The 12,351-nt window shown below is 64.9% G+C and carries 12 protein-coding genes and 1 pseudogene; 5 read left to right on the top strand and 8 right to left on the bottom strand.

The annotated features are described in order from the left end of the window. Positions 1 to 297 precede the first annotated feature (297 nt). Positions 298 to 1,131: a hypothetical protein gene (locus HGK27_RS27055; RefSeq protein WP_206243907.1), complete on the top strand. Its 834-nt coding sequence runs from the start codon at positions 298 to 300 to the stop codon at positions 1,129 to 1,131. Between the two features lie 30 nt (positions 1,132 to 1,161). Here HGK27_RS27055 and HGK27_RS27050 read toward each other — a convergent pair whose 3' ends face one another. The 7 genes from HGK27_RS27050 to HGK27_RS27020 form a co-directional block, all read right to left on the bottom strand. Next, entirely contained in the window at positions 1,162 to 1,596 is a 435-nt protein-coding gene (locus HGK27_RS27050) for a nuclear transport factor 2 family protein (RefSeq protein ID WP_206243906.1), read from the bottom strand. 17 nt (positions 1,597 to 1,613) lie between these two features. Beyond that, the gene (locus HGK27_RS27045) at positions 1,614 to 2,822 is read right to left on the bottom strand and encodes a PepSY-associated TM helix domain-containing protein (RefSeq protein ID WP_206243905.1); all 1,209 of its coding nucleotides are present in this window, start codon (positions 2,820 to 2,822) and stop codon (positions 1,614 to 1,616) included. Positions 2,823 to 2,889: 67 nt separating this feature from the next. Next, positions 2,890 to 5,283, bottom strand: coding sequence for a TonB-dependent receptor (locus tag HGK27_RS27040; protein ID WP_206243904.1), 2,394 nt, complete (start codon positions 5,281 to 5,283; stop codon positions 2,890 to 2,892). 168 nt (positions 5,284 to 5,451) lie between these two features. Continuing rightward, positions 5,452 to 6,777, bottom strand: a complete 1,326-nt coding sequence (locus HGK27_RS27035; RefSeq protein ID WP_206243903.1) for a sensor histidine kinase — start codon at positions 6,775 to 6,777, stop codon at positions 5,452 to 5,454. Continuing rightward, on the bottom strand, positions 6,774 to 7,442 hold the full coding sequence (locus HGK27_RS27030) for a response regulator (protein WP_206243902.1): 669 nt from the start codon (positions 7,440 to 7,442) through the stop codon (positions 6,774 to 6,776). Before HGK27_RS27030 ends, HGK27_RS27035 begins: the two co-directional genes overlap by 4 nt. A 15-nt stretch (positions 7,443 to 7,457) precedes the next feature. Further along, positions 7,458 to 8,354: a creatininase family protein gene (locus tag HGK27_RS27025; protein WP_206243901.1), complete on the bottom strand. Its 897-nt coding sequence runs from the start codon at positions 8,352 to 8,354 to the stop codon at positions 7,458 to 7,460. Between the two features lie 26 nt (positions 8,355 to 8,380). Further along, positions 8,381 to 10,024 carry a carboxylesterase/lipase family protein gene (locus HGK27_RS27020; protein ID WP_241127529.1) on the bottom strand — a complete coding sequence of 548 codons (1,644 nt, stop codon included), beginning with the start codon at positions 10,022 to 10,024 and terminating at the stop codon, positions 8,381 to 8,383. A 185-nt stretch (positions 10,025 to 10,209) separates the two neighbouring features. On the opposite strand from HGK27_RS27020, the gene HGK27_RS27015 reads away from it, so the two are divergent. Then, positions 10,210 to 10,518 carry a hypothetical protein gene (locus tag HGK27_RS27015; protein WP_206243899.1) on the top strand — a complete coding sequence of 103 codons (309 nt, stop codon included), beginning with the start codon at positions 10,210 to 10,212 and terminating at the stop codon, positions 10,516 to 10,518. Here the strand turns inward: HGK27_RS27015 and HGK27_RS27010 are convergent. Next, entirely contained in the window at positions 10,506 to 11,399 is an 894-nt protein-coding gene (locus tag HGK27_RS27010; protein ID WP_206243898.1) for a LysR family transcriptional regulator, read from the bottom strand. The two genes, HGK27_RS27015 and HGK27_RS27010, sit on opposite strands and share 13 nt — an antisense overlap. A 94-nt stretch (positions 11,400 to 11,493) precedes the next feature. On the opposite strand from HGK27_RS27010, the gene HGK27_RS27005 reads away from it, so the two are divergent. The 3 genes and pseudogenes from HGK27_RS27005 to HGK27_RS31210 form a co-directional block, all read left to right on the top strand. After that, positions 11,494 to 11,826, top strand: coding sequence for a carboxymuconolactone decarboxylase family protein (locus tag HGK27_RS27005; RefSeq protein ID WP_206243897.1), 333 nt, complete (start codon positions 11,494 to 11,496; stop codon positions 11,824 to 11,826). A gap of 54 nt (positions 11,827 to 11,880) precedes the next feature. Next, on the top strand, positions 11,881 to 12,009 hold the full coding sequence (locus HGK27_RS31335; protein ID WP_274617186.1) for a hypothetical protein: 129 nt from the start codon (positions 11,881 to 11,883) through the stop codon (positions 12,007 to 12,009). A 15-nt stretch (positions 12,010 to 12,024) separates the two neighbouring features. Continuing rightward, positions 12,025 to 12,321 (top strand): annotated as a pseudogene (locus HGK27_RS31210) (hypothetical protein); the annotation flags it as partial. Positions 12,322 to 12,351 lie beyond the last annotated feature (30 nt).

Below are 12,351 nucleotides of genomic sequence, written 5' to 3'. Positions count from 1 at the left end.
TCCTCCCAAACACCCAATCGGGGCGAAGCCCCCCGGCTTCGTCTTATTCTTTCCCTTATGGATTTTTATCATGGCCAAGAAACTCTTGACCCGGCGATTCTAGAAACCCCTCCGCAAACCGTCAATTCCACGAAATATTCGCAAGACTGAATGTTTTTTCATCACATTCAGCTTCCGTTTGGCTTTCCGTGCTAGAGATGCAGCGGGATAATTCTGCATTCTTTCGCTCCGTATCATCATGATCGGCAAATATTGCGAAAGAACAACTTCACAACAAACAGACTTGGGGAGAGTTACATGATCATGCCGCGTGCCGGACGCAAATGTTCGGCAATCCTTCTGGCCGCCCTCTGCAGTGCCAGCCTCTCCACCCCGGCAACAGCGCAAGACCATGCCCAAAGCGACCAGCGTCAGCCCGAGACAGCCCATGGCCCGACCCATGTCACCCCCGCCAGGCTGGTGCCTTACACGCCCTTTCTGGCCCTCAACCCCAATGAGCCTGCCGGGGATCGCCTTGCCGAACCGCGCCGTCTGGCCGCCGATATCGTTGCGCAAGACAAGCCGCAGCCGCATTTCATTGTCGATGTGGGGTCCTTCACCGGCGAGTTCCTCGAAGGCTTCATGGCGCATTTCCCGCAGGCCAAGGGCCAGTGGACCGAACCGGTGGACGGCAATCTCAACAATGCCCACAACCGGCTGGACCGTTACGGCCAGCGCGTGTCCTATGTCATCGGCTGCCCCTCGCGCGATATCAGCCAGGGCTGCGTTCCCGCCGATGTGGATGTGATGCTGACCAGCTGGCTCTCGATCCATCAGGACCGCGCCGGGATCAAGGCCTTCTACAAGCGTGCCTTCGCCATGCTGCCCGAAGGCGGCTGGATGGCCACCATCGACCATGTCGGTTCGGATGGCGATGCATGGGAAAAACGGCTCCACGGCGCGCGCGATGCCGCCGTTGCCGATGGGCTGGCCGCCCATACCGAAGGCCCGCCCGTCCATCACCCCGGCTGGACCGTGCCCTCGCTGGAAGAGCATCTGGCCTCTTATCGCGAGGCTGGTTTCACCGATCCGCGCGTGGTCTGGCGCCGGCTCGACACGGTGCTGATCATGGCACGCAAGGGCAAGGATTAACCGCCACCCCTCGCAAGGCGATGGTGCGGGTCAGGGCACCTTGGCGCCATCGCCTTGCGCCGGTTGCGGCGCATAGGACACCCAATCGATCAGCTGCCACCGCCCCGCCCGGTGCACATAGACGGCCAGATAGGCATCATGCAGCGTGCGGTCGGGCAGATGGCGCGTCACCTCGCCGCGCACCACGCCGGTCTCGCCCAGCAGCCGGGCATGGCGGTTGGCGGGTTCGATGGCGGTGAAGGGGATATGGGTGAAGTCCTTCATCACCCCCGCCTTATCCTCCAGCGCGCCGTTGAAATGGGCATAGGTCACCTCGGACGCGGTCATGGCGTCCAGCGTGGCGGCATCATGCGTCAGTTCGGCATGAAAGCGGGCATCCTCGGCCTTGAGCAGCGCCTGCTCGGCGGGCGTCTGGGCCATGGCGGGGGCGGCCAGCAAGGCCAGCGGCAGAAACAGGCTACGCATCGGTAAACTCCTGACAATCATTTCCAGAACAGGGCCTTGCGCCCGCCATCGGCCCGCTTGCGCCACATGGTGACATACATCACGATGCCCGAGAGCGAGAGATAGGCCATGGCCAGACCCGCCAGCAGATCGGCCCAGCGACCGGTCATGCCGAACCAGTCGCCGCGATGGATGCTCTTGGCGGTCTGATGCGCCTGCCAGCCGAAGGGAAAGGGCACGGGGGGATAGCCGGGCTCGCTCTCGCTCAGCCCTTCGCCATTGGCCGTGTTGTAGACCAGCTGACGCGAGTTTTCCTCTCCCGCCGTCACCACCACGCCCTGCGCATAGGGGCCGTAATGGCGCAGACGCAGCACCTTCACCGCCTCGCCGGGGGCATCGCGGTTGGCGGCGGCCAGCGTGGCTTTCAGCATGGCAGGAAATTCGGCATCGGTGAGCGGCGTGGGCGGCGGAGGCGCTTTGCGCGGCCCCGGCGGATGCCTATGCATGTTGATGGCCAGCCCAAGGCTCTCCACCGCCAACCAGGCGCCGCTCAGCGTCACCACCACCAGCCATACGGCGGCAAAGAGCGAGACCGTGCGATGCAGCGCGCGCCATGTGCCGCCCGCGCTCCAGTAGAGGATCGGCTTTTTGATCTTCCGGCGCTGCTTGGCAAGCGTCACATAGATCCACAGGCCGGTGACGATCAGCGTCAGCAACCCTGCCGAAACCAGCACATTGATGATCAGTGCCCCATCGCCGAAGCTGGTCATGCGGTGGAGGTGTTTCCAGTCGTTGCGCTGGGAGTCGGGCGATTGCGATTCCACCTCATCCTTGCCGGTCTGCGCCGTCACCGTCGCGCTGGCGGCATCGACGGCGATATGCCCTTCCCCCACACCGGCGACGGCAACGGGGTGGCCGTCGGCCATGCGAAATTCAAGGAAGCTGAAGGGAGCCCCCGCCGCTGCCTTGCGCAACACCGGCAGGTTGCGCGCCAGCGCATCACTATAAGCGAAGCCTGATGGCAGCGCGGGCGCCAGATAATCCTGCGTATGGCGGACCTGATAGGCCCCCGGCCCGTCAAACGCCTCGCGCATTGAGCGGACATTCACATTGTCCGCCGGAGCATGGGTGAGGATCACATCCAGATCGATCACCTGAATGATGATCCCCGTCACCGCCAGAAACAGGGTGAAAAGCACGATCGGCACGGTCACCATCCGGTGAATCCAGCGCAATTGCTGCATCATGGTCAGACTTTTACCCTGTTTGATGAGCGGGCCCCGCGCCCTCAAGCGCCGGGCCCGCTAAACGCTGTCAGAACTTCACATTCAGCCGCACGCCGTAGAAACGCGGCGTGGTGGTGTAGAAGGCCAGATTGTTGGCAGGCATGTTGGCCGGGATCATCGTGTTGGTGCCGCCATAGGCCGCGCCGCTGTTGGCATAGCCCAGCATGCTGGTGCGCTGGACCTTGTTCTCCAGATTCTCGACAAAGCCCTGCACCGACCATGCCGCGCCGCGTGGCTCATAGGTCATGCTCAGATCGCTGCGGGTGTAGCCGCTCTGGCGATAGCGCACGCCATCGGCATAGTCGGAAAGGTAATAGGCGCCCGAATATTTGCTGGCGAGGCGCAGACGCAGCTTCGCCTCATTGGGCAGATCGAAGGCATGGACCAGCGCGGCGGTGATCACCACGCCGGGCGCCAGATCCAGCGGCTTGCCGGAAAAGTCGATCGGCTGGCCGGTGAAGGCATACATGCCCGCCTGATAGTTCCTGAACTTCGACCCCATCAGCGAGAAGGAGCCCGACAGGGTGGTTTCCCGCGCCAATTTATAGGCGAACTCATTCTCCCAGCCATAGATTTCGGTCGGCGTGGTGGAGGTATAAAGCGCATAGGTGCCATTGGGGAAATCGGCGCCGCTGTTCACCTGCATCTTCGAAAAATCATAGAAGAACAGGGAGCTGGACAGGGTGAGCCCCGCCAGCGGGCGGCCCTTGTAGCCCAGCTCATAGGCGGTCAGCTGTTCGGGCTGATAGCCTGCCACGCCGCCGGTCGAGGGATCGTAATCGTTGAAGCCGCCCGCCTTGAAGCCGGTGGCGATCGAGCCATAGAACAGATGGGCCGGGCTGGCCTGCCAGTTGATGCCCACGCGCCATGTCACCTTATTGTCGCGCGCGCTGCCATTGGCGGCGGGACCTTTGCAGACATCGGGATAATGGCAGACCGGATTGCCATTGGTGTCGGCGATGGTACCGGGCGGCGTGGTGCTGAAATCGAACGGCAGGGTGAAGGTGCCGATGCGGTCGATCTCATCATGGGTGTAGCGCAGGCCGCCAACAAAGCTGAGGCTGTCGGTGGCATGGAAGGTCGCCTGGCCGAAGATGCCATAGGCCTTGTGCGTGGTGATGTTGACTGGCCCGGATTCAAACACATAGCTGCCGGTGTTGAGCGGCTGATCAATCAGCGCATTCCAGCTCTGGCCGTTTTCTCCGGCGATTTCCTTGTAGTAATTGATGCCCGCAACATAATCGATGCGGCCGGTTTCCGCGTTGGACAGGCGCACCTCACCCTGCGTGGTCTTCACCCGATCCTGCTGGTAATAGAACTGGAACGCGGGCCCGAAGGAGTTGGCGCCGAACACCGGATTGATCGACATGGCACCATTGGCGCCCACATCCTGCACGCTGGGCGCCTGCTGGCGGAAAGCCATATGCTGATACGACCCCAGCACATCGAGCTGCACCGCGCCGAATTTCCAGTTGAGCGCCGCATCATAAAGCTGGAAATTGTTGTCGAGGAAGGCCGGCACCGGATTGGTGAGAATGCCAAGACCGGCAGAGCCGCTGCTGTGGTTGGCGGCCAGCTGGGTCTCCAGAGCCGGAGCGCTGCCCGCGCCGCCCTGATGGCCGATGGTGGCGGTCAAACGCAGGCTGCCGTTCTCGCTGGGCTTGTAGAGCAGCGAAAAACGGCCCGTGGCATCCTTCTGATCGTTGCGAGCACGCGCCTCGCTTGGATCGAAGCTGTAGCTCTTGCCATTGTAGGTGGTGGTGTAGGGGATCGGTTTGGAATAGCCGTCGCGATCATTGGCCGCGCCGGACACACGCACCGCCAGCGTATCGGACAGCGGCACATTGAGCGCCGCCTCGATCCGCTTGGCATCGTAATTGCCGTATTCCACCTTGGCATAGCCATGGATGCCATCGAAGGTCGGCTTGTTGGTGATGACATTGACCGCGCCGCCGGTCGAGCTGCGGCCATAGAGCGTGCCCTGCGGGCCGCGCAGCACCTCCACGCGGTCGATGTCGAAGAAGGCGCCGCTGCGCGCCTTGCCGCGCCCGATGTTCATGCCATCCACCGAGAAGGCGATGTCCTGCTCGCCCTTGGAGGAGGTGTCGGTGGTGGTCACGCCGCGAATGGCGATCTGCAAGCCGTCGCGCCCGCCCGCCACGGCGAGCCCCGGCGCCACATTCTGCACATCGGCCAGATTGTTGACGCCCTGCGTCTTGAGATCATCGCCCTTCAGCGCGGTGATCGCCGCCGGCGTCTTGAGCAGCGAATCCGAACGGCGCAGCGCCGTCACCACGATATCGCCAGCGCTGGCCGTGGCGGCATCGCCCGGCGCGGCCTGCTGGGCCACGGCCAGAGCCGGCACCAGCGCCGCCGCGATCACCGGGCCGAGCCCCAGCGCTAGGCATGACATGCGTTTCATGATTGGTCCCCTCCCTCTTGTTCTTCTTGTCGGGCGGCCATGGCCGCGCTGCGGCGACGGCTGCCTCTCGCACGCCGTCGATGGAGGCGGCCTAGCAAGGCCAAACGAAATGCAGCCTAAACGGGGGCGCTCGGTTTCAGGGTTGCGGCGATAAGTCCGGCGCAGCGGTCAGCGGGGCAGTTTCAGACTGGCCTTCAGCCCGCCCCGTGCCGAGGCCGGGCCGAGGGTCAGCGTGCCCTCATACATTTCAGCCAGTTCGCGGGTGATCGCCAGACCGAGGCCATAGCCTTCGCTCACCTCATCCAGCCGCACCCCCGGTTGCAGCACGGTTTCCAGCCCGGCGGGCGGAATGCCCGGCCCGTCATCGCTGACATCAAGCACCAGCCAGCGGCCATCCTCCCCGGCCTCCACACTGATATGGGAGCGGGCATAGCGGCAGGCATTCTCCAGCAGATTGCCCAGCATCTCGCTCAGATCCTCGGCATCCACCGCGACCGGGCATGGGGGCATCACGCGGTTCTCGATATGGAGCAGCCGGTCGGCCCCGCCGCCCCGCCCCAGCGAGGCGAGCACCGGGCGCAGCGCCTCCACCGCCTCATGCACATCGGCGCGGGGCCGCCCGCCCAGCCCCACCGCCGCGCTGCGCGCCCGGCGCAGATGATGCGCCACCCGCTCCGAAACATGGGCGACCAGCGCCCGGGCCTCGGCGCTGGCCTGCTCCTGCTCCAGCTGCAGCATCAGCGTGGAGAGCGGCGTCTTGACCGCATGCGCCAGATTGGCGGCATTGCGCCGCGCGGTTTCCAGCCCCCGCTCATTGCGGGCGATCAGCGCGTTGATTTCCTGAGCCAGCGGCGCCAGTTCGGCGGGCTGGCGCGCGGGCAGCGATTGCGCCTCGCCGCTGCGGATGCGGGCGATGGCCCCGCCCAATTGCCGCAAGGGCCGCAGCCCCACGCCGATCTGCACCCAGCAGGCCAGCAGCAGCACCGCCAGCCCGAGACCGGCAAATTTGTGGATCTCCTGCGCCACCCGGTCCAGCGGCTGCTGGATCAGCGCCTCGGGCGAGACCACCAGCACACGCCCTCCCGCCATGCTGCCTGACAAATCCATCCGCCGGGCGTGTAGCACCAGCCCCTTCGTGGCCGCATCGCGACCGCTGTAGATGCCGTCGACCGGATGGATCAGCGGCACGGGATATTCCAGCACCGGACGCGGCAGGCTGCGCTCCCAGCGCCCCTGCGGCGTCACCACCTCCCAACCCCAGCCCGTTGCGGGATGCTGCAGATCCCAGGACAGGCTGGCGGTGTCGAGACGACCGTCCGGCCCGATGGCATGGCGCAGGGTGCGGATCTGCGCATCCAGCGGAATGTCCATATTGTCGCTGAGCACCGTGGTCACCAGATTGGCCAGCAGCCAGGTCGTCACCCACAGCGTGGCGCAGACCATCAGCACCGACATCAGCCCCAGCCGCAGATGCAGCGAGAGCGGACGGATCATGCGCCGATACCCGCCGTGAGGCGGTAGCCCTGCCCGCGCAGGGTCTCGATCTTGCTGGCGCCGATCTTGCGCCGCAACCGCCCGATCAGCACCTCCAGCGAATTGACCGGCACTTCGGCGTTGAATTCATAGACGCTTTCAAACAGCGCCTCGCGCCCGACGATGCTTTCGGGATGCTGCATCAACCGGGCCAGAATGCGGCTTTCATAGGCCGTCAGCCGCAGGGGCTCCCCGGCCAGACGGAAATCGCCGGTGGTGGGGCTGTAGGTGAGATCACCGCAACAGACCGGTGTCGAACGCTGGCCATGGGCACGGCGGGCCAGAGCCCGCAACCGCGCGACCAGCTCCTGAGGCAGGAAGGGCTTGGTGAGATAATCGTCGGCCCCCGCGCGATAGGCCGCCGCCTTGTCAAGCCACGCATCGCGCACCGTCAGCATCAGCACCGGCATTTCGCGCCCGGCGCCGCGCCATGCGGCCAGCACCTCCAGCCCGTCCATCTGGGGCAGGCCGATGTCCAGCACGCAGCAATCATAGGAGGCCGTGACGCCGAGATGATGGGCATCGGGCCCGGTGGCCGCCACATCGACGGCAAAATTCTCGCCATGCAGCACGCGCACCAGCCTTGTGGCGAGCGGTCCGTCATCCTCGGCCAGCAGGATCTTCATCAGCGGCGCCCGGCTTCAGCGCGGATGGGGCCGCTGCGCGGCAAAGGCCTGTTCCGCCTGAGGGATGGTGCTGTCAGCCTTCACGGCGCGGATCACCGTGACCAGACGATCCGTGGCATAGGCCAGCAGCGCCTTGCCGCGCGCCGCCGTGGCGCCGCTGGCATCGCCGAGGTAGGAGGTCGGTGCCTCGATAAAGCGGCTGGGCGCGGCCAGCACGCCGGGCGGCAGCGGCAGATGGATCGCACCCTCGGGCACCACCGGATCGTCATGACCGCGCTCGGGATGGACCAGATCGGGGCGGATCGCCATCATCAGCGCCACGCGCTCCTCACCGCCATGGCCGTCGGCGTCGGGTTGGGAGGGCTGCATCGCGGCGGGCAGCTTCGCGCTTTCCGGCGTGGGCGGCGACATGCGCGGCGGCGCGGGATAGGTGGCATAGACGCTGTAGGGATGCGGCTCATGCAAGGTGGATTGGATAAACCACTGGATCAGCCCCATATTGCTGGAATGGCCGTTCGAGAGGATGACCTTTGTGCAGCCATTGCGCCCCATCTCGGCCACGGTTTCCTCAAGCATCGCCAGTTGCAGCTTGGGGCTGTAGTTGATGGTGCCCAGATGGTTGGAGACATCGGTGGTTTCCGCCACATAATAGGCGGGGAAGATCACCACGAAATCCTTCTTCGCCGCCTCGCCCGCAATGGCGCGCGCCATGAGGAGGTTGGTGCCCATGGGGCCTGCCGGACCGAATTTTTCCACGCTGCCCATCGGCAGCACGCAGGTGCCCTGCGCCTGTTTGAGCGCGCGCGCGAAATCGGCGCCGGTCATCTCCTCCCAATAGGGATTGTCAGCCGCCGATACCGGCGCGGCCCAAGCCGAGGCCAAGCCAAGCGCCAGAGGCAACAAGGATTTCATGCGGGGCATTCTCATCATCTCACCTTTCACCACGCATCCTGCGTGGCATAGAAGCGCGTCCAGAAAGCCACGCACTGCGGCGTGGCGATCGGGATCATCCGCCATTGATCCCCAAGGCTCATCACCGCCTGACGCTTGCCGTCATAGCGCGGCCAGAGCGGCAGGCCCGGTCCGTTGGGATCGCCATGGGTGATGATGTTGGCCCAATAGGAGGACATGCGATCGGCAATGGCGCGGTCCTGAGCGGTCCAGGGGCGGTCCACGGCATAGAGCGTGCCCAGCGCATAGTTGATCTCCGCCCCGTGATAGGCGCCGCGCAGGGCGGCATCGGGCCCGGGGGGCGCGTGTGTCCAGAAATAGGTGTAGACGCCCTTGTCGGTGCCTTTCGTCCATTCGCTGGCCCACAACCATGTCGAGATGCGGTTGGCATCATGGGCGGCATCATTGCTGGCGCGCGCCGCTTCGTCATCGGTGGTGGCCGGATAGAGTTTCAGGAACTCGGCGGCCATCGGGCCGAATTTGCTGCTGGCATAGGCCTGAAAGTCGGCCAGCGTCAGATTGACCTGCGGATTGCCCGCCGGAGGGCGGCTCTTCGCGCCGCGCAGCGCGGCAAAGGCGGTTTCCGGCACGGCGCCGGTTTCATCGGCGTTGTTGCCCGCCACCACCAGCACATTGTTCTGCGCCCGCGCGGCCATGGTGGCACTGTAGTTGCGCGGCAGGACATAGCCGTCGATCACCGGGCGGAAATAGGGCGGACGCGCGGTGGAGCCGGTCTGCACATCCTGATCGACCCGGGCGCTGCCCTCGATCAGCTTTTCCCACGGCATGGCGCGCAATTCCGTCAGGCTGTGCGCGCCATGCTGCGCGGCATAGTCCTGCCCGTCCGCCTCGGCCTTGGGCAGCAGGCGGTGCGAGACGGAGAGGAAGCGCAGATCGGGATCGCGCGGGGTGCGGGCATGGCTCTCCTGAATGGCGCGCTGAAACAGCCCTCTGGCCAGCGGCGAGAGTGCCATAAAGCCCACCGACCCGGCCCCCGCCGATTGCCCGGCGATGGTCACGCGCGCCGGATCGCCCCCGAAAGCACCGATGTTGGCCTGCACCCAGCGCAGCGCGGCAATATCGTCCAGCAGCCCGTAATTGCCCGAGCCATGGCCCGATTCCCGGCTGAGTTCGGGCGTCGCCAGAAAGCCAAGCGCCCCGCCGCGATAGTTGAAGGTGACGACGACCACGCCCTTCTTCGCCAGCCCTTCGCCATCGAAGCTGGGGTTGGAGCCCGAACCGTTGAGAAAACCGCCGCCATAGATCCACACCAGCACCGGGCGTTTTTCACCGGCCTGCTTCGCCCCGCTCCAGACGTTAAGCGTCAGGCAATCCTCGCTCATGGCCGGGGGTGGCGGGCCGAAGGGCTCGCGCGGCTGGGGGCAGATCGCGCCGAAATGCTCGGCCTTGCGCACGCCTTGCCACGCGGCGACCGGCGCGGGCGGCCGGAAACGCAGATCGCCCACCGGCGGCGCGGCATAGGGAATGCCCTTGAACACGGTGATCGCCGGATCGCGCAGGCTGGGCGCGCCCTGCACCAGACCGCTCTTCGTGGCCACGACATGATCGGGGGTCTGGTCCGCCGCGCCCGTCAAAAGCGCCGCAGCCAGCAACAAGCCTGCCTTTTTCATCCACCCCTCTTCCATGCCGCAAGTTTATCGTCAGCCTATGCCTCGCGGACTCTTTCACCAGAAGCGCTGCCGCGCCCGATTGAACTGTGCAACAAGGTGATTGAAACGACGCCTGTCCCGTCCCAATGCATCAGCGAACGAGGGGTCTCTTGCGATCCCTGCCCGAGGAGCAGCCTGTGCACGTCATGGATCATGAGCCCCAAAGCTGGTTCCTGCTGGAAGAGGAAGGCAGGCTGTTCCTCGATGCGGCCTGCGATCACGGGGCGTTCGGCTATTCATGGCTGATCGAACTCAATGCCGAAGAACAGCGGCAATTCACGGAACAAAGCCGCGCCTATATCGGCTGGCTGGCGCAGGACATCCACAATGGCGTGCCCATTCTGGAGGCCAGCCAATCCCCTACAAAAGTCGCAACCGCAGCCCCGATCTGGGCCTCAAGGTCAGCGAGGCCATCAAGCGCTGGCGAGAGGCCTGACGGACCTCAGGCGCGGTAGCGCAGCGCCTCGATCAGCACCGCAAAGCCCGAGGAATGCTGCCGCCGGCTGGGGTAATAGAGGTGATAGCCCGGAAAGGGTGGGCACCAATCCTCCAGCACGCGCACCAGCCGGCCCTGCGCAATCAGCGGCAGCACCTGATCCTCGGTGATATAGGCGATGCCCAGCCCGTCCATCGCGGCCTGAAGCGCCAGCACCGTGTCATTGACGATCATCTGCCCATCGACCCGCACATTGAGCGCGCGCCCGTCCTTCTCGAACTCCCAGGCATAGAGGCCGCCATAGGTGGGAAAGCGCAGGTTGATGCAATTGTGACGCGCCAGATCATGCGGCACCAGAGGCACGGCATGCCGGGCGAGATAGGCGGGCGAGGCCGCAGCGGCCATCCGCATATCCGGGCCGATGGGCACGGCGATCATATCCTGCGCCACGGTTTCGCCCAGCCTCACCCCGGCATCGAACCTTTCGGCGACGATGTCCACGAAACCGGCGTCCGCGCTCAGTTCCACCTTCAGATCGGGGTATTGCCCCAGCAGCGGGATCAGCGCCGGTTCCAGAATGGTGCGCGCCGCATGAGCGCTGGTGGTGATGCGGATCATGCCGGAGGGCTTGTCGCGCAGATCGCTCAGGCTGGCGAGTTCGGCCTCCACCCCATCGAACAGGGCGCCCACGGTGTTCAGCAGGCGCTCGCCCGCCTCGGTGGGCACCACCTTGCGCGTGGTGCGGTTGAGCAGGCGGATGCCCAGCCTCTCCTCCAGCCCCCGGATCGCATGGCTGAGCGCCGAGGTGGAGACGCCCATCTGCGCCGCCGCGCGGGTAAAGCTGCGCTCCACCGCCACGGCGCGGAAGGCGAGAAGATCGTTCAGATTGTTCCGTGCCATTGTTGAATCCAGCTCACAGCCGCTTGCAGATTATACGCTCTAATGTCGATCCGCGCCTCCGCCTAGAAGCTTCCGCAAGAAGGAGCTGTCGATCATGGCTGATACCAATCCCCCGATGCGAGCCCCCTGGGGCGACCTTGCCCCTCACCTGACCGACATCAGCAACAGGGTGCTGTTCGACGATGTCTGGCAACGCCCGGGCCTGTCCCCGCGTGATCGCAGCATGATCACCGTGGCCAGCCTGATCTCGCACTATCGTCTCAATGAAATGCCCTTTCATCTGGAAAAGGCGCTGGCCAATGGTGTGACGCGCGACGAGATCATCGAGATGATCACCCATCTGGCCTTCTATGCCGGCTGGCCGACCGCCGCCTCGGCGCTGACCATCGTCCGCAAGGTCTTCGAGGAAGCCGATGCCCATGGCTGATGTTGCCGTGCTGATCGGACCAGCGCCCACAGTGTGAGCGCAGGGAAGGAGTTGTTGATCGCAGACCTGCACCGTGAAAACGCCGAGGCCGCAGCCAAAGTGCTGAGCGAGGCCGGTTTCGGTGTCCATACTGCGCGGGTCAATGTGGCGGAAAGCGCCTTGGTGGAGGCACTGGTTGCCTGAGCCAAGGCGCCGGGCACCATCACCGGCCTCTACAAGGCCGAGGGGATCAACCGGAGCGGCCCATGGAGACTCTTCGAAGCCGTCGAATTTGCCACGCTGGAATGGGTGGACTGGTTCAACCACCGCCGCCTGCTTGAGCCCATCGGCGACATACCACCTGCCGAGGCCGAACAACTCCATTACGCCATGCCGGACGACGCTCCATGGCTGGCTAACTTGAACCAGACAGCCTCCGACAAACCCGGCGCAGTTCAAAAGCGGTCAGGACGCGTACCATCGGGAATCCCCATATGCCCTCGCGAGAAGCGTTAAGATGATCGGCGCATAGCAGGCAACCACTGC

The organism is Novosphingobium terrae, from assembly GCF_017163935.1.
Classification (GTDB): domain Bacteria; phylum Pseudomonadota; class Alphaproteobacteria; order Sphingomonadales; family Sphingomonadaceae; genus Novosphingobium; species Novosphingobium terrae.
Note: the sequence above shows the minus strand (reverse complement) of the source record. Positions and strands in the feature narration are given on the sequence as shown.

Bases quoted from the DNA above. Each gene is read 5' to 3' on its own strand.
- HGK27_RS27055 (WP_206243907.1), top strand. From the start codon at position 298: ATGATCATGCCGCGTGCCGGACGCAAATGTTCGGCAATCCTTCTGGCC.
- HGK27_RS27050 (WP_206243906.1), bottom strand. From the start codon at position 1,596: ATGCGTAGCCTGTTTCTGCCGCTGGCCTTGCTGGCCGCCCCCGCCATG.
- HGK27_RS27045 (WP_206243905.1), bottom strand. From the start codon at position 2,822: ATGATGCAGCAATTGCGCTGGATTCACCGGATGGTGACCGTGCCGATC.
- HGK27_RS27040 (WP_206243904.1), bottom strand. From the start codon at position 5,283: ATGAAACGCATGTCATGCCTAGCGCTGGGGCTCGGCCCGGTGATCGCG.
- HGK27_RS27035 (WP_206243903.1), bottom strand. From the start codon at position 6,777: ATGATCCGTCCGCTCTCGCTGCATCTGCGGCTGGGGCTGATGTCGGTG.
- HGK27_RS27030 (WP_206243902.1), bottom strand. From the start codon at position 7,442: ATGAAGATCCTGCTGGCCGAGGATGACGGACCGCTCGCCACAAGGCTG.
- HGK27_RS27025 (WP_206243901.1), bottom strand. From the start codon at position 8,354: ATGAAATCCTTGTTGCCTCTGGCGCTTGGCTTGGCCTCGGCTTGGGCC.
- HGK27_RS27020 (WP_241127529.1), bottom strand. From the start codon at position 10,024: ATGAAAAAGGCAGGCTTGTTGCTGGCTGCGGCGCTTTTGACGGGCGCG.
- HGK27_RS27015 (WP_206243899.1), top strand. From the start codon at position 10,210: ATGGATCATGAGCCCCAAAGCTGGTTCCTGCTGGAAGAGGAAGGCAGG.
- HGK27_RS27010 (WP_206243898.1), bottom strand. From the start codon at position 11,399: ATGGCACGGAACAATCTGAACGATCTTCTCGCCTTCCGCGCCGTGGCG.
- HGK27_RS27005 (WP_206243897.1), top strand. From the start codon at position 11,494: ATGGCTGATACCAATCCCCCGATGCGAGCCCCCTGGGGCGACCTTGCC.